Genomic DNA, 19447 nt, shown 5'->3' with positions numbered 1-19447 from the left:
CCGCACCACCGACAACGACTGAACAAGGCCAACGACGACGCGAGGGTCAGAACTCAACCGTCCAAAGTGGGTCACGGTTCAGCCGCCGCCGACAGTCGTCCGCCGAGGGTGTCACCCGTGGCGGTGGGGGTCGTGGCAGTCGGAGAGCTGGAAGGAGGCGATGCGGGTGTTCCAGTTTCCGGTGCCATCGGCCGGTTGGTACTGGTTGGTGTACCAGAACGTGCAGTCGTCCACCGGGTCGATCGCCATGGAGGTGTAGTCACCCCAGCGGTTGCTCCCGGTCTGGGAGCCTGTGCCGGTCCACACGGTGGTCTCGCGGAACGTCATCGCGTTCCGCTGGTCGTGCGCCAGGCGTCCGGTGACGCGGATCGAGGGATGGGCCTGGGAGGACGACGACGAGTATCCCAGGGCGATGTCGCCCTCCTTGTCCTGGGCTGCGGAGCCCATCCACCGGTACGTGGGCCCCGGAGCGTAGGTGCTCTGCTGATGGACGACCGGTCGGCCGCGGTCCAGCCGCAGTTCGTACCAGCGCACCCCCACGCCGCCGGGGGCGTCGACCGCGTGGTTGACGACCAGGGACTGGTGGTCGCCGAAGTTGCGGTAGGCGAGCCGGTACATGGCCGAGTAGGAGAGCGAGTCCAGTTTCTGGGTGGTGCCGGCCTGGGGGACGCATTGGGTGGGATCGGTACTCGCGCAGGCCGGGGTGTAGGGGGCGACCCGCAGCTCTCTTGGGCCCGTGACGGTGGTGCGGGTCTGGTCTGCCCAGTCGACGTGGAACCGCCAGTACTGCAGGCTGTTGTAGGCGGGGTTGAGGGCGATCAGCAGGTTGGGCTCGCCGTGCGGGGGTGGGGTCGTGCCGTCGAGGTCCGAGCTGAGCGGGATGGTCGGTGACGCGAGGATGTAGCACTGCTGGTCGGCGTCGGCTCCGCGCAGCATCCTGTGCCGGTCCCAGGCGCACGTCTCGAAGAACACCCCGGTGGTGAGGGCCGCGTAGTAGGCGTCAGGCCACACCGAGACCTTCGGGTGGTCGATGAAGTGGTGGTACCCGAAGTCGTACCGGTAGTACTCGCCGGTGGCGTCCGGGGTGCGGGAGACGGCCACGCACAGGCGATTCGCGTTGCCTGCCGCGTCAAGGGCGAACTGGTTGATGATCCAGCGGTTGGCCAGGGAGTCCCAGCGGACCACGGGGTCCCCGATGTCGGCGTTCTGCGCGGTCTCGCACGGTCCGCCGAACCCGCTGAACAGGGTTTGGGTCGTCAGCGGCCCCAGTACCGTGGCACCGGTCTTGGAGTAGACCGCGAGGTCGAAGTTGGTGATCTCCACGATCTGGCGGGAGCCTACCGAGGCGTTGGGGTCGGGAGGGACGCCCCCGCCTTCCCGGATGCCCTCGAAACTGACGCCCAACCGGATCCGGTCCCGGCTGCCGTCGCGGTCCTGTACCACCCGGTCGGGACGGGCGGCCTTGGCGGGGGACGGGTGCGGCACCTTTCCGGGGGGCATGACGCTGGGGATGGACGGGCGCTGTCCGTTTTTCTGCCGTAGTTCACGCAACGGTGGCGAGGTGTCATGGTGCACCGCGGGTCCGGAGTCCGCGGACCGAGGAGCCTGCGTGTGGACGGCCGGCTTGAGTGCGGCTGCGGCGGCGGGTGTGGCGGACCACGCGGGGGAGGCCACCAGCGCCGCTCCCAGCGAGGCGACGGCGACGATCGAACGCAAGGCACGGGATACGTGCATCAATCCTCCGAGCATGTCGGTGAGCTGACCCGCTCGGCCGCCTGGAGCAGGCATCGTCCGAGGCAACCCCCACCCGCGTGTGGCGGGCTGTCGCGATCTTCCAGGGGCCCGGGCACGCCGGGCATGTTTCGAGGCCGCAATATGAGGGCGGGCGACTCATGTGATGGTGTGACAAAACCCAGTTACCACCTCGTCCGCCCGACGCCGGGGTGATCGGTGCCGTGTCGGGTGCGGCTCAGCCGTATGGCGCTGCCTACATGACGGCCATGTGAGAACTCACCCGCTGTGTCCTGGCCAGGTCGAGGACACCCCGTCAGGCTGCTGGGCATCGCCGGCCGGCACTCGCATCTGCCGGGCAACGAACGCCACCCCCTCCTCCGGGAAGTAGACGCGGCTGTGGGGGAAGCGGCGATGTCGGCTGGAGAACTTGAGTACCAGCGCCGAAGCCCAGGTGCCAAGGCGGTCCGCCGCACCACGACCCCCGCCCCGGATCGACGAGCGCCACGTCCGGCGCAGTCGGCGTGAAGAACCGGAACAGCTCCTCCCGACCGATCTCGGGGAACCGCCGCAGCCCGTCCAGCGGTAGCAAGTCACCAGCTCGCCGGCGAGCCGCACCGTCACGTCCGGGTGACCGTGTGCCGCTGCTTGCGCGGCGCGTCCAGGTCAGCCCGCAGGATCCCGTCGACCACCGCCTTGTACGGGTCCAGCCCGGTCGGCCGCGGCGGGAGCTTCTTCCTCGGCTCCGGCCAGACCTAGGCAGTGTCGTCAAAGTGATCTCGAGTAAGCGCCGGGGGCTGACGGATGGTCAGGACTGGAGGAAGGCCAGCAGGTCCTGGTTGAACCGCTCCTTCTCGCCGGGGACGTTGGCGATGCCGTGCGAGCCGCCCTCGTAGACCTTGAGGACGGCGTTCGGGATGATCTTGGCGGCCTTGCGGGCGGTGGCGTCGATCGGCACGATCTGGTCGTCGTCGCCGTGGATGATGAGGGTGGGGATGTCGAACTTCTTCAGGTCCTCGGTGAACTCGGTCTGCGCGAAGGCCGTCACGCAGTCGACGCCCGCCTTGACGCTCTGCTGCATGGCCAGCAGCCAGTAGGCGTCCTGGTTGCCCTGGGTGACCTTGTTGCCCGGGCGGTTGGCGCCGAAGAACGCTGGTGCGAAGTCCTTCCAGAACTGGGAGCGTTCGGCGAGGATGCCGTTCTTGATGATCTCGAATACCTCGGCCGGCACCCCCTCCGGGTTGTGGTCGGTCTTGATCATCAGGGGCGGGATCGCCGACAGCAGGACGACCTTGCTGATCCGGCCGGTGCCGTGCCGCCCGATGTAGCGGGCGAGTTCGCCACCGCCCATGGAGTGGGCCACCAGGACCGCGTCGCGTAGCTCGAGCGCGGTGATCAAGTCGTTGAGGTCGTCGGCGAAGGTGTCGAAGTCGTAGCCGTGCCAGGGCTGTTCGGAGTGGCCGTGGCCGCGGCGGTCATGGGCGATGGCGCGGAAGCCGTGGTCGGCGGCCAGCTTGAGCTGGTCGTCCCAGGCGTCCGCGCTCAGCGGCCAGCCGTGGATGAACACGACCGGACGTCCGCTCCCCCAGTCCTTGTAGTGGATCTCGACGCCGTCACGCGTGGTCAGGGTGGGCACGGTGGTCTTCCTTGTCTGGTCCGCCGGACGGTTGGACTTCCACGCCACGGCAATTGCACAGAGGACAGAGAGCTGTATGGATCGATCTCCCGGCACTCTATGAACGCCGTGTATGCCCATTGCCGACGCATCGCGGGAAGCCTGCCGGCCATCACCCGATCGGCCTGACGACGTACTGGTGATGCGTCAGATCGAGCCGAGGGACCCGGCCTTGACGCTGGTGATGAAGGCGGCGAAGGCGTCGCGGGGGAAGGTGAGGGCGGGGCCGGCGGGGTTGGTGGAGCCGCGGACGGGGACGGCGCGCGGGAGGCTGGGGGAGACCTCGACGCAGCTGCCGCCGTTTTGGCTGTGGGAGGACTTGAACCAGGTGGGGGTGGGGGTGTGGTTCATGGGTGAACGTCCTTTCGTGGCGCGCGGATTGGGCCGACGTTCGTGGTGGTAACCGGTGTGCGGGCATGGGAAACCCTCTGGTCCTGGCGGGCCAGAGGGTGCGGGGTCCCGAGGGTGCGTCAGATGGTGTTGTTCTTGACGCCGGTGACGAAGGCGGCGAAGGCCCCGGGGGTGAAGACCAGGGCCGGGCCAGTGGGGTTCTTGGAGTCGCGGACCGGGATGACACCGGGGATGTTCGCGGCGACTTCCACGCACGTCCCGCCGTTGTTGCTGTGCTTGGACTTGAACCAGGCGGCGCCTGAGAGGTCTACGTCGAGCGGGCGGGTCATGGCGTTCCTTTCAAGCTTTGCGGAGCATTTCCAGGGTCGCGCCCTTTGAAAGGGCTTCCACCTGCAGCTGATGGTACTGCCTCTCCCAGGTCCGAGCGGTCTTACCATCTCGCTCCAGGAAGCCCCGCAGCTGGCACTCCGAGTAGGCAGCCACTGAGCGATCGGACATGGTCAGCAGGGTGACGACCATGGTGAACGGCAGCTCTTCGGCCAGGCTGAACGGCGCGATCTGGATCGTCACGTTGGGCCGCTCGGACAGCTCCTCAAGGCGCCGGAACTGACGGCGCATCACCGTCGCTCCTCCGACCGGGCGCCGGATGGCCCCCTCGTCCAGGACCACATGCAGCAGCGGGCCGTCCGCCCGTTCCAGGCGGCGCTGACGGGAGGCCAGGAACTCCAGTCGCTCCTCCGCCTCCTCCTTGGTGACGCTGCCCCGCCGCACCGCCGCCATGGCGAAGGCCTTGGCGTACTCCGGGGTTTGCAGTAGCCCAGGGATGATCCCCAGTTCGAAGTGGCGGATCTCCGCTGCCTTCGCCTCCTGGGCCGCGTACTCCGGGAACCCTTCGAGTAGCGCCTTGTGCCTCAGGCTCCACCACATCAACTCCAGCGTCCCACCCGTGAGCAACGCCTTGTCCGACTTCACGGCGAAGTCGTAGGAGGGATTCCTCGTCGCCCGTTCGACGCACGAGATGAACGTGTCGCTGTACCCGATCTGCTTGCCGAAGGTCACCTGCGAGAGCCCCAGCGCCTCTCGCGACCTGCGCAACTGCACGCCGAAGGCGGCGCCGGGGCCGGCGGAGGGGTCAAGTTCGGTGCGCCGCATGGTCGATCACCCTTTCGGATCTGAGTCCCCCTTGGAGCAACTGTCAAGTGCGGGGTCCTTTCGAGCGTAGCTCCATTTGCCGATGCTGTTACTGCTCGATCACAGAAAGGAGCGACCGCGATGAGTGTGCACCCCAACCCCTCGCACCCTCCCCGGGCGCTGTACGCCCCCCAACTCGGGGAGCTTGTCCGGGATCTCATCACCGGCCGGGTCGGGACCTATATGGGCCCCGGGTACGAGAAGCACCCCACCGTCTACCTGCGGCCCCCGCGCGGTGGGTACGAGTGGGAGGTCCCCGCGTCGGAGATCGAACCCGTCCATGACGAGCCCAAGTTGGGTCCGGTGACCCCCACGGTCAGGACGAACTCCCAGGTGGCGCCGTGACCAGCCCCTCCCGCCCCTCCCGCAACAGCGGCTCGGCGCTCGCCACCACGGCCGGATGCCGCCGCCTCCGAAAGGACCGGCGGTGACCAGAGGTTGGCAGATCCCCGTGCCGCCCATCACCAAGTGGCGGCCGGGTCGTTGTCACTGCTGCGGCCGCCCCACCCTGGTCGCCCCGGGGCCGGTGATCACCGTCGACGGCGGTGCCCAAGTCGCCGTCCCCTGGTGCTTGTTCGGCTTCGAGCGTGCCAACCGCATGCTGCGCCGCGCCGCCCTGGGCGGCGCGGCGCCCCGCGACTGGCCCGACTCACCTCACTCATCCCCAACTCCCAAATCCCTGTACGAAAGGCAGCCCCCGCGATGAGCACCCCGAGCGCCCCCGAGCCCGGCCACACCCTCGACGACCCGTTCGACCGCCACGCAGCGCTCGCCGACCTGCGTGCCCTCGGCCGCAGGCTCGACGCCCTGGCCGTCGAGAAGGGCCCCTGCCCCGAGATCGACGACACCCTCGCCACCATGAAGCAGCTGCACGCCCGCATCACCTCCGACCTCGCGGACCCGACGCCCTGAGGGTCCCCGCGCCCCGCAGCACGCCCGCGTCGGCCCGCCCACCCGGGCCGACGCAGTGAACCCGCCGGCGTCCTGGACCCGTTGGCATCTGTGCCCGGAGTGAAGATCGCGCGGATGCGGTGCCGCTGTTCATCTCCGGAGACGTTGAGGCCCGTCCATAACTGCGCGGGAACGACGGGCAACCGCCGATTTCGCCGCTGCCGACCACTTTCCGCTGAAGTGCCGTGAATGTGCCCATGTATCACCGTGATCGAGGCACCCGGCGGCTTCCCAGGAATCAGCGTCGAATGCCATCATTGGCCCGCCCGACTCGGGCTGGGGGCATCGTCGTTGTTACTGACAGGTTTTGACGTGGCGTCATCAAGGCCACTCCATCGAGGCCGGCGGGGGTAGGAGTCTCGAACGGCCCTGGGCCGGCGGTCCGTCAGAAGCGGTGTGACGTAGCGCGTGCTGCCCCATTGACATTTGTCATGACGCTCTCGTGTGAGAGCACACTGCACGGTTGCCCTACCCACAGCCAGGATGGATGCCATGAGCTTCAGCAACACGAACCAGACCAGCCCGAGCAGCCAGAACGGCCTGGACCACCCCGACACGGTGCGCGCCTTCCGTACCGTCCAGCAACTGGTGATCGCCTACGTCGCGCTGAGCGTGGTCACCGTGGTCGTCCTTCTCGCCTTCATGAACGACCACTCGATGGTGAACAAGGCGGCGATGAGCCGGGGGATCGGCGTCGTGGTCAGTGCCGGCCTGTCGTTGCTGTTCGTGCGCCGGGCGGCGGCCGGGTCGCGCAGGGCGTACCTGCGGCTGCGGTTCGGTGCGCCGATCGTGGCGGCCGTCATCGTGGTCCTGGTGGCGACGGCGGGGTACCCGATGTGGATGAAGATCGAGCAGGTGCTCTGCGGGCTGCTCCTGGTGGGCGTGGCCGTCATAGCGAACGGGCAGCAGCTGCGCACCCAGTTCGCGAACCGCTGACCCGGTCGGGGCACGCCGACCGAACGCCGTAGACCAGCCGAGGCGAGAGAGGCGATCCGAGCATGAACGGCGACGGCCGGCAGGACCAGGTGCGGGGCGCAGCGGAGCCCCCGCCCCGCGACCCGGCGCGCTGGGCGCAGGGCTGGCGGCGGGTGATGCTGGCCAACGGGATGCTGGTCTACCCGGGGCTCGCCGCGGCCGGGGTGTCGCAGTACGCCCACGGAGCCGGCGCGGTCGCGGGGTACGTGATCGTCACCGTCTTCGGCGCCGTCTACCTGGCGGCCGCGGCGGCGATGGCCGCCTGCCGGCAGCGGCAGTCCACGGCACTGCTGGGGGTCATGGCGGCGCTGTTCGTCGCCGCGCTGCCGTTCGCCCATGAGGACGCCTTCTTCCTGGCCACCGTCATCGTCGCGTTCTTCGCCGTGTTCCGGCGGCGGTACGCCTCGCACGCCATGGTGGTGGGAACGGCCGCCGCGCTCCTGGTGCCCTGGGCGGTGCGCCCTTGGAACAGCGGCCCGGCGGTGTTCCAGGCGCTGGCGCTGTTCTTCACCGCGCTGGTGGCGGGCGCGTTCTCCGAGATCGCCGCCACCAACCGGGCGTTGGTGGCGGCCCGGGCCGAGGTGGCCCGGCTGGCGTCGGAGGCGGAGCGCAACCGGATCGCCCGCGATCTGCACGACCTGCTCGGCCATTCGCTGACCGCGATCACGGTGAAGAGCCGCCTGGCGCAACGCTTCACACCCAAGGCCCCGGATGAGGCGCTGGCGGAGATGGCAGCGGTGGAGGGCCTCTCCCGGCAGGCGCTGGCCGATGTGCGGGCGGCGGTCTCGGGCTACCGCGAGGTGACGCTGGCCGCCGAGCTGGCCCGGGGCCGCGAACTGCTGCGGGCAGCGGGGGTGGTGGCCGATCTGCCGACGACCACCGAGATGGTGGCCGCCGGCGACCGGGAGCTGTTCGGCTGGGTGGTGCGGGAGGGGCTGACCAATGTGGTGCGCCATGCCCGGGCGACCAGGTGCACGGTAGCCGTGACCGCCTCCTCGGTGGAGATCGGCGACGACGGGGTCGGGGGAGCGGGGGCCGGGAACGGCAAGGGGCTGACCGGGTTGCGTGAGCGGGTGGCGGCGGCGGGCGGTACCGTCGAGGCCGGTCCGTTGGACCCACACGGTTGGCGGTTGCGGGTAGCCCTGTGATCTTGGCAGGAGAGGCGCGGTATGACGATCCGTCTGTTGCTGGCGGACGACCAGGAGCTGATCCGCACCGCGCTGCGGGCGCTGCTCGACCTGGAGGACGACTTCCGGGTGGTGGCCGATGTGGGCCGCGGTGACCAGGTGGTGGACGCGGCGCGCGAGCACCGCCCGGACGTGGCGCTGCTGGACATCGAGATGCCGGGGCTGGACGGGCTGGCCGCCGCCGCGGTGCTGGCCGAGCAGCTGCCGGACTGCAGGGTGGTGATGCTGACCACCTTCGGGCGGTCGGGCTACCTGCGGCGGGCGATGGAGGCGGGCGCGGTGGGCTTCGTGGTGAAGGACGCACCGGCCGAGGTGCTGGCGGATGCCATCCGGCGGGTGGCGGCGGGGGAGCGGGTGGTGGATCCGGAGCTGGCCGCGGCGACCTTGGCGGCGGGGGCGTCGCCGCTCACCGCCCGGGAGCGGGACGTGCTGAACGCCTCCCGTTCGGGCGCGGGCGTGGCGGAGATCGCGGGCAAGCTCTACCTGTCGGAGGGGACGGTCCGGAACTACGCCTCGTCTGCCATCGCCAAGACCGGCACCCGCAACCGCACGGAGGCGCTGCGGGTCGCCGATGAACGAGGCTGGCTCTGACCAGCTGCGTCCTCCCAGCGAGCGGACCCCATGCCACATTCTTCCACTGATTGTCTAAGAGTTGACCAAACGTCATACACATGATCTGACGTATCGCTAGCTTGAGCTCCTCTGCACAGTCGTCCGGACTTCTGCACGTCCGGACTCAGGGGGGTTCCATAGATGAAAGTACTGTTCAGCCGTGCCCGCCGCCGAACCGGCGCCGGGCACCGCACCAGCGCCGGCCGCCGCACCACCGCCGCGCTGCTCAGCACGGCCCTGCTCGCGCTCGGCACCAGCGCGCTCGCCCTCACCGGGCCGACCGCCGCGCACGCCGATTCCAACACCATCTCGGTCGACAACTACCGCACCGGCTGGGACCAGAACGAGCCCGGCCTGACCCCTGCCCAGGTCAGCTCCTCCGACTTCGGCCAGCAGTTCTCCAGCGCGGTCGACGGCCAGGTCTACGCCGCACCGGTGGTGCTCGGCAGCACGGTGATCGTGGCCACCGAGACCAACCACGTCTACGGCATGGACGCCACCACCGGCGCCGTCAAGTGGACCGACAGCTACGGCGCACCGTGGCCGGCCTCGGGCGTGACCACCCCGGGCGCCGGCTGGTCCTGCGGCGACCTGGCCCCCTACATCGGGATCACCTCGACCCCGGTCTACGACCCGGCCAGCGGCTACCTCTTCCTCACTTCCAAGGAGGACGGCGGCCAGTACCACCAGTCGCCGATCTGGAAGATGCACGCGGTCAATCCGGCCACCGGCGCCGAGAAGCCGGGCTTCCCGGTGGTGATCGGCGGGTCGCCGGGCAATGACCCGAGCGTGGTGTTCAACCCGGTCGAGGAGGGGCAGCGGCCGGGGCTGCTGCTGCTCAACGGCGTGGTGTACGCGGGCTTCGGGTCGGTCTGCGACGTCGGCGCCTGGCGCGGCTATGTCGCGGGCGTCTCCACCGCCGGCACCCAGACCGCGCTGTGGGCGGACGAGACCGGCACCGCCAACCACGGCGGCGGCATCTGGGATTCGGGCGGCGGCCTGGTCGCCGACGCCCAGGGCCACATCATGTTCTCCACCGGCAACGGCGTCTCGCCGCCGCCCGGTCCGGGCAGCAACCCGCCCAGCACCATGTCCGAGTCGGTCATCAACCTGGCCGTGCAGTCCGACGGTTCGCTCAAGGCGACCGACTACTTCAGCCCGTCCGATGCCACCATGCTGGACACCAACGACCGCGACCTGGGCTCCGGCGGCGTGATGGCCATCCCGGACGGCTACGGCACCTCCGCCGTACCGCACTTGGCGGTGGAGGAGGGCAAGGACGGCCGGATCTTCCTGCTGAACCGGGACAACCTGGGCGGCCACTCGCAGGGCCCGAACGGCACCGACGCCAACGTGCAGACTCTCGGCCCCTACAACGGCTGCTACTGCCACCCGGCGTTCTGGGGCGGTGGCAGCGGCTACGTCTACTACTCCGGCAACGGCGGCCCGATGCAGGCCTTCAAGATCGGCACTGCCGGCAACGGCACGCCCGCGCTCGCCCTGGTCGGCCAGGGGAGCATCAACTTCGGCTATCTGAACGAGGGCTCACCGATCGTCAGTTCCGTTGGGACCACCGCCGGTTCGGCCACCGTCTGGGTGGAGAAGGCCAACGACATGTACGGCAACGGCGGCACGCTGTACGCGTACAACGGCACGCCGGACGCGGACGGGTCACTCGGCCTGCTGTGGTCCGGCCCGATCGGCACCGCGAGCAAGTTCACCACCCCGACCACCAGCAACGGCCACGTCTACATCGGCACCCGGGACGGGCACCTGCTGTCCTTCGGCCGCCCGGCAGCCTCCGCGCTGACCGGCTCCCCGGTGGCGGTCGGCTCCGTCAACGTCGGCTCCAGCGGTTCCGGCACGCTCACCGTGACCGCCACCCAGGCGCTCACCGTCAACAGCGTCAGCACCGCCGCGCCGTTCGCGGTCACCGCGCCGACGCTGCCGCACACCATGGCCGTCGGTGACACCCTGTCGATTCCGGTCAGCTTCACGCCGACCGCGGCCGGTGCCACCTCGGGCATCGTCAACCTGGCCACCAGCGTGGGCACGGTGGGCTTCTCGGTGACCGGCTCGGGCGTGAAGGCCGGTTTCGCCACCGCGCCGTCCAGTGTCAGCTACACCGACGAGCCCACAGGCGTGCCGGATTCAACGAGCGTGCAGTTCACCAACACCGGCACCGGCAGTGAAACGATCAGCGCGATCGGCACGCCCGCCGCGCCGTGGACCGTCAGCGGGGCGCCGGCCGTCGGCACGGTGATCCAGCCCGGCGGCTCGTTCATCGTCAGCATCACCTACAACCCCACGGTGGCCGGCACCAGCAACGACAACTTCTCGGTCACCTCCACCTCGGGCACCTTCACCGTGCCGCTGACCGGCAGCGCCATCACCGGGCAGGGGCATCTGACCATCACGCCGAGCACCCTGGCGTTCGGGTCGATCCCGGTCGGCACCAGCTCCCAGCAGTTGAGCTTCACCGTCACCAACGACGGCAACATCCCGGTGACGTTGAACAAGGCCAAGGCGCCGGTCGGCACCTTCAGCAGCCCCAACGCGATCGCCGAGGGCACCGTGATCGGCCCCGACCAGTCCATCGCCGTGCCGGTGGTCTTCTCGCCCAGCACCGCGGGCCCGCTCGCGGACAGCTACGAAGTCACCGGCAACACCGGGCAGGGCGACATGTTCGTCCAGCTGACCGGCACCGGACTGGCCAACCTGCCGTCCCCGCCCACCGGTTGGCAGACCAACGGCAGCACCACCCAACCGACCCCGGGCACGGTGCAGTTGACCGCCGCCACCGGCAACCAGTCCGGTTCCGCCTTCTACGGCTCGCCGGTCGCCACCGACGGCCTGACCGCCTCCTTCACCGCTCAACTGGGCGGCGGCAGCGGCGGTGACGGGATGACCTACGCCCTGGTCGACGCGACCAAGGGCAGCGCCACCGCCACCGGGGTGGCCGGCGGCGGGCTCGGCTTCTCCGGACTGCCCGGACTCAGCATCGACCTGGTCAGCTCCTGGAGCGGCCAGACCGGCATGGGCAACTTCGTCGGGATCGCGGCCGGGCCGGGCAGCGGCCACGACAACCTGACCTACCTGGCCTACGCCAAGGCACCCAGCGATCTGCGCACCGGCACCCACACCGTCGCCGTCACGGTGGCCGGCGGGCACGTCAAGGTGTCGCTGGACGGCACGGCGCTGCTGGACTACGTGCCGGCCGCCGGGACCATCCCCGCAAGCGCCTACGTCGGCTTCACCGGCTCCACCGGCGCGTCCACCGACGTGCACGCGGTCAGCAACGCGGTGATCACCCCGCCCGGTGCGGCGACCAGCGGCCCGCAGCCGCTCACCGCGACGCCGTCCGCCGTGGTGTTCGGCTCGGCGACCGTGGGCAGCACCGCGAACCAGTCGGTGACGCTGACCAACAACGGCACCGCCACCGAGACGGTCAGCGCGAGCAGCGCCCCGGCCGCTCCGTTCGGCGCCACCCTGCCGAGCAACGGCACCACCGTGCCGGTCGGCGGCAGCATCACCGTTCCGGTCGCCTTCACCCCGACTCTGACCGGCGCCCAGAACAGCACCTTCACCATCACCACCACCAGTGGCACGGTCACCGTCTCGCTCTCCGGCACCGGACAACCGGCCACTACCAGCGGTGGCACCCTGCCCGGATTCACCGACAGCTCCTGGCAGTTGAACGGTGTCGCAGTGGACAACGCGGGCACCGTCAACCTGACCACCGACGGTCAGCACTCCGCTGCGGGGTCGATCGTCAACACCAAGGCGGTTTCTCCACTTGGCCTTCACGCCACCTTCACCGAGCAGATCAGCAGCACCAGCAGCTCGCCCGGTGACGGCATGACCTTCTCGCTGCTCGACGCCTCCAGCAACAGTGCCGGCGCGCTGGGCAGCGGCGGCAGCGGGCTCGGCGCCGGCGGGCGGAACGCCGTGGTCACCGGGCTCTGCGTGTTCGGCAACTTCGGCGTCAACTCCGCGCCGGTACTGGGAGTCGGCACCACCGCGGCCGGCAGTTCCGGAATCACGCCGTTGGTCGCCGACACCAACATCCCGGCCCTGCAAGGCAGCAGCCACCAGATCGACATCACCGTCACCACCGCGAGCCATCTGGTGGTGAAGATCGACGGCACCCAACAGGTGGACGTCCCGGTCACCTTGCCCAGCAAGGTGCTCGCGGCATTCACCGCAGGCGTGGGTGCCTCCACCGACACCTTCGCGGTCTCCGCGCCGACGATTGCGTACACCTCCTGATCTGTCCTGAACCAAACCGCTACGGGCGAGTCAAAAGCAGGTGAAACCGCCCCCCTGCACTGAACCTTCGTCAATAATCCAGTTTCGGACCGGGATTCGACCGGTTCGTGCTGGGGGGACATTTTTCATGATTTCAGCAGTCATAGTGCTGTGCTCACTCATGCTCTTCGCCGTTGCGGTATTCACCCTGTGGTGGATGCTGCACGCGTGGCGCACACCCGAGACGCTCGCCGCAACCAAGTTCGCCGACCCCGACGGGACCGGGGCGCTCTCCTTCTCACTGCTGGTGCCGGCCCGCCATGAGCAGGCCGTCCTGGAACGCACCGTGCTGCGCCTCCTGGAGTCCACGCACCCGGACTTCGAGGTGATCGTGATCGTCGGGCACGACGATCCGGACACCGCCGAGGTGGCGCACCGGTTGGCCGCGCTCCATCCGGAGCAGGTCTTCGTCGTCACCGACACCCACGAGAAGAAGAACAAGCCAAAAGCGCTCAACTCGGCCCTGCCCACCTGCCGGGGGGACGTGGTGGGCGTCTTCGACGCCGAGGATCAGGTCCACCCGGACCTGCTGTCGCACGTCGACCACGCGTTCCGCGACACCGCGGCCGACGTGGTGCAGGGCGGCGTGCAACTGATCAACTTCCACTCCAGCTGGTACAGCCTGCGCAACTGCCTGGAGTACTTCTTCTGGTTCCGCAGCCGGCTGCACCTGCACGCCGCCAAGGGGTTCATCCCGCTGGGCGGCAACACGGTCTTCGTGCGCACCGACCGGCTGCGGGCCAACGACGGCTGGGACCAGAACTGCCTGGCCGAGGACTGCGACCTGGGGGTGCGGCTGTCCAGCCAGGGCGCCAAGGTCGTGGTGGCCTACGACTCCGCGATGGTCACCAAGGAGGAGACGCCGGACTCGGTGGTCTCCCTCTTCAAGCAGCGCACCCGGTGGAACCAGGGATTCCTCCAGGTCTACCGCAAGCGGGACTGGCGTTCGCTGCCCAGCCTGCGGCAGCGGATGCTGGCCCGCTACACCCTCGCCACGCCCTTCGTGCAGGCCTTCTCCGGCCTGCTGATTCTGGTCGGGGTGGCGGTCGCGCTGTTCAGCTCGGTGCCCGACGTGGTGGCGCTGATCTCCTTCTCGCCGCTGATTCCGATGGTGGCGATGTTCGCTTTTGAAGCCGTAGGACTGCACGACTTCGGCAAGCAGTACCAGTTGACGATCAAGCCGTCGCACTACGTGAAGCTGATCATCGGCGGCCCGTTCTACCAGCTCATCCTGGCCGGCGCGGCGATCCGCGCGGTCTGGCGCGAGCTGCGCGGGCGCAAGGACTGGGAACTCACCCGCCACGTCGGCGCCCACCTGGGCGTCGAAGCGGGCACCGCTTCCTGAACCGGGGAGGAAGAAACCCGATGGCGACTGTCGTCGAGACAGTTCTGGATGAAGAACGCCCCGATCCGATATCCGAGCCGGCCGCGCCCGACCCCCGCGGCCGACTCGCCCAACTGCTGGCCACCCGACCGGACTTGGTGATCACCGCACTGCTGGTGGTCGCCGTGGTCCTGGTGCAGGGCCTGAACATCGAGAACTTCCCCACCGTCAGCGACGACGAGGGCACCTACCTCGCGCAGGCCTGGGCGATCCAGCACGGCAAGGGGCTCGCGCACTACAGCTACTGGTACGACCACCCGCCGCTGGGCTGGGTGCAGATCGCCGCGCTCTCCTGGATCCCGGCGCTGATCTGGCACGGCCCCCTGGTGGTGATGCACGCCCGGGTGATCATGCTGCCGGTGAGCGCGGCCGGCACCGCCCTGACCTACCTGGTGGGCCGCCGGATCAACCTGCCGCGCTGGGCCGCCGCGCTGGCCGCCGTGGTCTTCGGGCTGTCACCGCTCTCGGTGACCATGCAGCGCGAGATCTACCTGGACAACTTCGCCGCCGTCTGGATGCTCGCCGCCTTCGCCTGCGCGCTCTCACCACGCCGGCACCTGTGGCACCACATCGCGGCCGGATTGTGCGCCGCCGTCTCGGTGCTCTCCAAGGAGACCATGCTGATCACCGCGCCGGCCCTGGTGATGGCCGTCTGGCGCGGCACCGACAAGGCCACCCGCAAGTTCTCGCTGGTCGGCTTCTTCATCGCGTTCTCCACCATCGGCGCCCAGTACCTGCTCTACGCGGTGCTCAAGGGCGAGCTGTTCCCCGGAACCGGGCACAACTCGCTGATCGGGGCGCTCCAGTACCAGTTGGGCCGCGGCGGCTCCGGCAACATCCTCAAGGCCGGGTCGGTCTCCAACCTGACCCTGCACTGGTGGCTGGTGCGCGACCCGCTGCTCATCTACGCCGGGACGGCCGCCGCCCTGGCCGCCCTGGCGGTGCGCCGGCTGCGCGAGATCGGGGTGGCCGCCGTGCTGCTGGTCGCGGTGGCGATGCGGCCCAACGGCTACCTGCCCGCGATGTACGTGATCCAGGTGATCCCGTTCTTCGCGCTCGCCATCGCCGGAATGGCCGACACCGGCGTGCGCGGCCTGCTGCGGCTGCGCTTCGGGGTGCTCGGCCGGCTGGACTGGCTCGGGCTCGGGCGGTGGAGGCTGGGCCCGCGCGACCTGGTCGCCGTGCTCGCCATCGCCCTCGCCGGCGTGGTCGCACCGCAGTGGGAGGCCGGCGACGAGACCGCCGACACCGCCTACTCCAACAACGAGTACGTGGCCGCCGCCGACTGGATCCGCGCCAACATCCCCGACCCCGCCCACCAGCGGATCGTGGTCGACGACGCGATGTGGCTCGACACGGTGCGGGACGGCTTCCAACCCGGGCTCGGCGCCATCTGGTTCTACAAGGTCGACCTCGACCCGGCCGTCACCCGCACCCTGCCGCACGGCTGGCAGGACCTCGACTACGTGGTGCTCACCTCGATCATCCGGCAGGATCCCAACGGCCTGCCCACGGTGCGCGCCGCCATCGCCCACTCCACCACGGTCGCCACCTTCGGCACCGGCCAGCAGCAGATCACCATCCAGAAGGTCGACCACACCGGGAGCGGGCAGTGACCGCCATCGACGTCCTGTCCGTCTACGCCGTGCCGCAGCGGCGGGCCGGGCGGGTGCGCAGCGCGGTCGCCGACCGGCTGCCGCTGATCGCCATCCTGCTGGTGCAGTGCGCGCTGGCCTACCGGCTGGCCAACACCGCCTTCGAGGACGAGGCGCTGTACGCCTACGCCGGACACCGCGAACTCGGCCACCTGCTGCACGGCACCCCGGTGGGGGACAACTACGCCTCGTACTTCTCGGGCATCCCGGTGCTCTACCCGGTGGCGGCGGCCGTCATGGACGACGCGTTCGGCCTGGAGGGCGTGCGGGCGTTCAGCCTGCTGATGATGCTCGGCGCCACGGCGCTGCTGTGGACCACCACCCGGCGGCTGTACGGCAAGCCGGCTGCCGTGATCGGCAGCACCCTGTTCGCCACCAGCGCGCCCGCGCTGTTCCTCGGGCGGCTGGCCACCTATGACGCGCCGTCAGTTCTGCTGCTGGCACTGGCACTCTGGTGGACGGTGCGCACCGCACACCGCTCGGCGCTGCTGGTCATGCCCGCCGCGCTGCCGCTGGTGCTCGCCTGCGGCGTCAAGTACGCCTCGGCGCTCTACCTGCCGACCGTGGTGCTCGCCGCCGTGCTCACCGGGCCCGCACTAGGGCTCAGTTGGCGGCGCGGGATGCTGCGCGGTGCGCTACTCGCGGCGGGCACAGGCGGGTTGGCGGCGGTCGGGCTGGCGCTGGCCGGGCCCGAGGTGCGGGCCGGGCTCTCCCAGACCACGGTCAACCGGGCCGCAGGCGGCGAACCGCTGGCCAACATCGTGCGGCTGTCGCTGGTCTGGGGCGGCTGGGTGTTCGTGCTCGCCGTCGTCGGAGTCGGGTTCCTGCTGCACCGGCGGCGCTCCTGGGCGCCCGCGCTGCTGGGGGCGCTGCTGGCCGGCACCGCGCTGCTCGCCACCGTCTACCAGGCGCACTTGGGGACCAGCGTCTCGCTGCACAAGCACATCGGGTTCGGGCTGCTGTTCGCCGCACCCGTGGCCGGTGCCGGGCTGGCCGGGCTCTCCGGCCTGCCCGCCTTCCGGGGCGCCGTGCCGCTGCTGCGCCGTGCGGTGCCGGGCGTCGCGATCGGCGCCTGCGGGGTGCTCGCCCTCTACGCCGGGCATGCGGCCGGCCCGATGTACGAAGGCTGGCCCGACTCGTCCGGCCTGGTCAGCACGCTGCGTCCGCTGGTCCACCCCGGGCAGGACCGCTACCTGATGGAGGAGGACGAGGTACCCCGCTACTACCTGCGCGACCAGTCGCAGCCGCAGCAGTGGCTCAACACCTACTTCTTCCAGTACGGCGACGCCGGCGGGCACCAGTTGACCAACCTGCCCGCCTATCGCGCCGCCATCGCCGACCACTACTTCAGCCTGGTCGTGCTCGACGACGGGCCGACCGCCGCCCTGGACAAGGAGTTGACCACCACCCTCAAGGCCCCCGGCAGCGGCTACCACCTGCTGGCCACGCTGCCCGCCGGAACCAGCCACGGTGAGCAGGAGTACACCGTCTGGCAGCGGAGTTGACGTTCTTGTAAGCCCTCAGATGCTGGACGGATCCCCCGCGACGTAGCCGCCCACCGGCACGCGCGGGGTGATCGCCAGCCGGTTGAAGGCGTTGATCACGGTCGCTACCCAGAGCAGCTGGGCGAGTTCGGGCTCGCTGAAGACCCTGGCGGTCCGCTGGTAGACGTCGTCCGGCACCTGGCCGTCGTGGACCAGGGTGACCGCCTCGGTGAACTCCAGGGCGGCGCGCTCGCGTTCGGTGTAGAAGGGGGTCTCGGCCCAGGCGTTCAGGGCGTAGATCCGCTGCTCGGTCTCGCCCGCGTGCCGGGCGTCCTTGGTGTGCATGTCCAGGCAGAACGCGCAGCCGTTGATCTGCGAGGCGCGGATCCGGACCAGCTCAAGCAGCGGCTTCTCCAGACCGGCGTCCAGCGCGGCCTGGTCGACGACGGCGCTCAGCTTCAGCAGCGCGGCGTAGTTGTCGCGGGAGAGTTGACGCAGATTCAGACGGGGCTCAGGTGCTGTCATGGCCGCAATATACCGACGTCCCACTGCCCGACTCTTGCCGATTCACCCGCTCGGTCCCCTACGCTGCCGGGCAGTTGACGCACACATCCAGGAGCTGCCGATGCCTTCCCTACCGCCGACCGAGCAGCGCAACCCCGACACCCTCACGATCGATCAACTCGGCACCTTCGAACTCCTGGAGCTGATCAACGACCAGGACGCCACCGTGCCCGCCGCCGTCCGCGCCGCGCTCCCGCAACTGGCCGAACTGGTGGACACCGCCCTCGCCGTGCTGCGCGCGGGCCGGCGGATCCACTACTACGGCGCCGGCACCAGCGGCCGGATCGCCCTCGGCGACGCCGTCGAACTCGGCCCCACCTACGGCGTCGGCCCCGAAACCGTGATCGCCCACCTCGCCGGCGGCCCCGGCGCCCGCGGCACCGCACGCGAGGACGCCGAGGACCACGCGCCCGACGAGCACCCCGAGGACGCCCCGGTCGGCGGCGACCTGGTCATCGGGGTCACCGCCGGCGGCCGCACCCCCTACGTCGCCGCCGCCCTGCGCGAGGCCCGTTCGATCGGTGCGGCGACGGCGCTGCTCTCCGGTGACCCGGCCGCCCCCCTCGCCCCGCTGGCCGACCTGCACATCGCCCTGGACACCGGCCCCGAGGTGGTCACCGGCTCCACCCGGATGAAGGCGGGCACCGCGCAGAAGCTGGCCCTCAACGCTTTCTCCACCGCCCTGATGGTGCGCAGCGGCCGCACCTGGTCCAACCTGATGATCGCCGCCTCCGCCCGCAACGCCAAGCTGCGCGAGCGCGCCGTCCGCACCCTGGTGACGGCCTGCCAGGTGCCCCCGGAGACCGCCGCCGAGGTGCTGGCCGCCTGCGCCGACGAAACCCCCACCGCCCTGGTCACCCTGGTCACCGGCGCCACCCCCGCCGCCGCCCGCGCCGCCCTCGCGGCCCACCACGGCCACCCGTGGGCGGCGGTGCGGGCGCTCAACAGGCAGTCCTGAGAGGACGGTTTGTGAGGTGATATCCGTTGCGAGGCCAGCTACGAAGATGGGCGGCTTCTTGACTCGCTCGCACTGTCGGTCGCGTCGGGCGGGGAGGAGGCCGTCCAAGAGCAAGCACTACGCCAACCAGGCAGCGGCCGACCAAGTGAACCTGAAGCCCCGTCAACCCCTGCTGACCAGCTGATCAGCACCTCCCGCACACCGGGGGAAGCTCAACCTGGCGCGATCCCGATCGCGTTCAGTCCACCCTGAAAGTGGCCTGGCACCCGCCTCTACCTGCCGAAACGGCCTGACTGACCGGTATTGCAGCTCAACCCCTATTTTCGACACATCCGCGTGCCCACCAACTGCGGAACTCAGGCGGCACATCAACTACCAGCCAGGCAACGACTGGTGAGAGCCCAGCCCGGCTGGCGCCATC

General features: G+C 69.9%; 16 protein-coding genes. 10 read left to right on the top strand and 6 right to left on the bottom strand.

Going from position 1 to position 19447, the window contains the following annotated elements:
• Positions 1 to 111: 111 nt before the first annotated feature.
• The 5 genes from P3T35_RS34490 to P3T35_RS34470 form a co-directional block, all read right to left on the bottom strand.
• The gene (locus P3T35_RS34490) at positions 112 to 1500 is read right to left on the bottom strand and encodes a hypothetical protein (protein WP_143676976.1); all 1389 of its coding nucleotides are present in this window, start codon (positions 1498 to 1500) and stop codon (positions 112 to 114) included.
• Between the two features lie 1039 nt (positions 1501 to 2539).
• Positions 2540 to 3367 carry an alpha/beta hydrolase gene (locus P3T35_RS34485; RefSeq protein WP_101383356.1) on the bottom strand — a complete coding sequence of 276 codons (828 nt, stop codon included), beginning with the start codon at positions 3365 to 3367 and terminating at the stop codon, positions 2540 to 2542.
• Between the two features lie 186 nt (positions 3368 to 3553).
• The gene (locus P3T35_RS34480) at positions 3554 to 3757 is read right to left on the bottom strand and encodes a DUF397 domain-containing protein (RefSeq protein ID WP_101383357.1); all 204 of its coding nucleotides are present in this window, start codon (positions 3755 to 3757) and stop codon (positions 3554 to 3556) included.
• A 119-nt stretch (positions 3758 to 3876) separates the two neighbouring features.
• Positions 3877 to 4086, bottom strand: coding sequence for a DUF397 domain-containing protein (locus tag P3T35_RS34475; RefSeq protein ID WP_101383358.1), 210 nt, complete (start codon positions 4084 to 4086; stop codon positions 3877 to 3879).
• Between the two features lie 10 nt (positions 4087 to 4096).
• A complete protein-coding gene (locus P3T35_RS34470; RefSeq protein ID WP_101383359.1) occupies positions 4097 to 4909 on the bottom strand; it encodes a helix-turn-helix transcriptional regulator in 813 nt (270 codons plus the stop codon).
• 120 nt (positions 4910 to 5029) lie between these two features.
• Here P3T35_RS34470 and P3T35_RS34465 point away from each other — a divergent pair, with 120 nt between their 5' ends.
• The 9 genes from P3T35_RS34465 (at position 5030) to P3T35_RS34425 (ending at position 17525) form a co-directional block, all read left to right on the top strand.
• Positions 5030 to 5293, top strand: a complete 264-nt coding sequence (locus P3T35_RS34465; RefSeq protein WP_101383360.1) for a hypothetical protein — start codon at positions 5030 to 5032, stop codon at positions 5291 to 5293.
• A 357-nt stretch (positions 5294 to 5650) separates the two neighbouring features.
• The gene (locus P3T35_RS34460) at positions 5651 to 5860 is read left to right on the top strand and encodes a hypothetical protein (RefSeq protein WP_101383361.1); all 210 of its coding nucleotides are present in this window, start codon (positions 5651 to 5653) and stop codon (positions 5858 to 5860) included.
• A 531-nt stretch (positions 5861 to 6391) separates the two neighbouring features.
• Entirely contained in the window at positions 6392 to 6835 is a 444-nt protein-coding gene (locus tag P3T35_RS34455) for a hypothetical protein (RefSeq protein ID WP_218976727.1), read from the top strand.
• A 62-nt stretch (positions 6836 to 6897) separates the two neighbouring features.
• Positions 6898 to 8022, top strand: a complete 1125-nt coding sequence (locus P3T35_RS34450; protein WP_101383362.1) for a histidine kinase — start codon at positions 6898 to 6900, stop codon at positions 8020 to 8022.
• Between the two features lie 21 nt (positions 8023 to 8043).
• Positions 8044 to 8652 (top strand): response regulator transcription factor, encoded by a 609-nt coding sequence (locus tag P3T35_RS34445; protein ID WP_101383363.1) that lies wholly within the window; start codon positions 8044 to 8046, stop codon positions 8650 to 8652.
• Between the two features lie 162 nt (positions 8653 to 8814).
• Positions 8815 to 12942: a choice-of-anchor D domain-containing protein gene (locus P3T35_RS34440; RefSeq protein ID WP_101383364.1), complete on the top strand. Its 4128-nt coding sequence runs from the start codon at positions 8815 to 8817 to the stop codon at positions 12940 to 12942.
• 127 nt (positions 12943 to 13069) lie between these two features.
• Positions 13070 to 14326 carry a glycosyltransferase gene (locus P3T35_RS34435; protein ID WP_101383365.1) on the top strand — a complete coding sequence of 419 codons (1257 nt, stop codon included), beginning with the start codon at positions 13070 to 13072 and terminating at the stop codon, positions 14324 to 14326.
• A gap of 20 nt (positions 14327 to 14346) precedes the next feature.
• Positions 14347 to 15981 (top strand): phospholipid carrier-dependent glycosyltransferase, encoded by a 1635-nt coding sequence (locus tag P3T35_RS34430; protein WP_101383366.1) that lies wholly within the window; start codon positions 14347 to 14349, stop codon positions 15979 to 15981.
• Positions 15978 to 17525 (top strand): glycosyltransferase family 39 protein, encoded by a 1548-nt coding sequence (locus P3T35_RS34425; protein ID WP_101383367.1) that lies wholly within the window; start codon positions 15978 to 15980, stop codon positions 17523 to 17525. The genes P3T35_RS34430 and P3T35_RS34425 overlap by 4 nt, the downstream gene beginning before the upstream one ends.
• A 15-nt stretch (positions 17526 to 17540) precedes the next feature.
• Here the strand turns inward: P3T35_RS34425 and P3T35_RS34420 are convergent, their stop codons facing one another.
• Positions 17541 to 18029, bottom strand: coding sequence for a carboxymuconolactone decarboxylase family protein (locus P3T35_RS34420; RefSeq protein ID WP_101383368.1), 489 nt, complete (start codon positions 18027 to 18029; stop codon positions 17541 to 17543).
• Between the two features lie 100 nt (positions 18030 to 18129).
• Here P3T35_RS34420 and P3T35_RS34415 point away from each other — a divergent pair, with 100 nt between their 5' ends.
• Positions 18130 to 19026 carry an N-acetylmuramic acid 6-phosphate etherase gene (locus P3T35_RS34415; RefSeq protein WP_101383369.1) on the top strand — a complete coding sequence of 299 codons (897 nt, stop codon included), beginning with the start codon at positions 18130 to 18132 and terminating at the stop codon, positions 19024 to 19026.
• Positions 19027 to 19447 lie beyond the last annotated feature (421 nt).

It is taken from the genome of Kitasatospora sp. GP30, assembly GCF_029892145.1.
Taxonomy (GTDB): domain Bacteria; phylum Actinomycetota; class Actinomycetes; order Streptomycetales; family Streptomycetaceae; genus Kitasatospora; species Kitasatospora acidiphila.
The sequence above is the reverse complement of the archived record's forward strand: the minus strand, read 5'-3'. Positions and strand labels throughout refer to the sequence as shown.

Excerpts from the sequence above, each read along its gene's own strand:
- P3T35_RS34455 (WP_218976727.1), top strand. The coding sequence starts at position 6,392 with ATGAGCTTCAGCAACACGAACCAGACCAGCCCGAGCAGCCAGAACGGC.
- P3T35_RS34470 (WP_101383359.1), bottom strand. The coding sequence starts at position 4,909 with ATGCGGCGCACCGAACTTGACCCCTCCGCCGGCCCCGGCGCCGCCTTC.
- P3T35_RS34490 (WP_143676976.1), bottom strand. The coding sequence starts at position 1,500 with ATGCCCCCCGGAAAGGTGCCGCACCCGTCCCCCGCCAAGGCCGCCCGT.
- P3T35_RS34415 (WP_101383369.1), top strand. The coding sequence starts at position 18,130 with ATGCCTTCCCTACCGCCGACCGAGCAGCGCAACCCCGACACCCTCACG.
- P3T35_RS34460 (WP_101383361.1), top strand. The coding sequence starts at position 5,651 with ATGAGCACCCCGAGCGCCCCCGAGCCCGGCCACACCCTCGACGACCCG.
- P3T35_RS34465 (WP_101383360.1), top strand. The coding sequence starts at position 5,030 with ATGAGTGTGCACCCCAACCCCTCGCACCCTCCCCGGGCGCTGTACGCC.
- P3T35_RS34480 (WP_101383357.1), bottom strand. The coding sequence starts at position 3,757 with ATGAACCACACCCCCACCCCCACCTGGTTCAAGTCCTCCCACAGCCAA.
- P3T35_RS34450 (WP_101383362.1), top strand. The coding sequence starts at position 6,898 with ATGAACGGCGACGGCCGGCAGGACCAGGTGCGGGGCGCAGCGGAGCCC.
- P3T35_RS34420 (WP_101383368.1), bottom strand. The coding sequence starts at position 18,029 with ATGACAGCACCTGAGCCCCGTCTGAATCTGCGTCAACTCTCCCGCGAC.
- P3T35_RS34445 (WP_101383363.1), top strand. The coding sequence starts at position 8,044 with ATGACGATCCGTCTGTTGCTGGCGGACGACCAGGAGCTGATCCGCACC.
- P3T35_RS34430 (WP_101383366.1), top strand. The coding sequence starts at position 14,347 with ATGGCGACTGTCGTCGAGACAGTTCTGGATGAAGAACGCCCCGATCCG.
- P3T35_RS34440 (WP_101383364.1), top strand. The coding sequence starts at position 8,815 with ATGAAAGTACTGTTCAGCCGTGCCCGCCGCCGAACCGGCGCCGGGCAC.
- P3T35_RS34475 (WP_101383358.1), bottom strand. The coding sequence starts at position 4,086 with ATGACCCGCCCGCTCGACGTAGACCTCTCAGGCGCCGCCTGGTTCAAG.
- P3T35_RS34435 (WP_101383365.1), top strand. The coding sequence starts at position 13,070 with ATGATTTCAGCAGTCATAGTGCTGTGCTCACTCATGCTCTTCGCCGTT.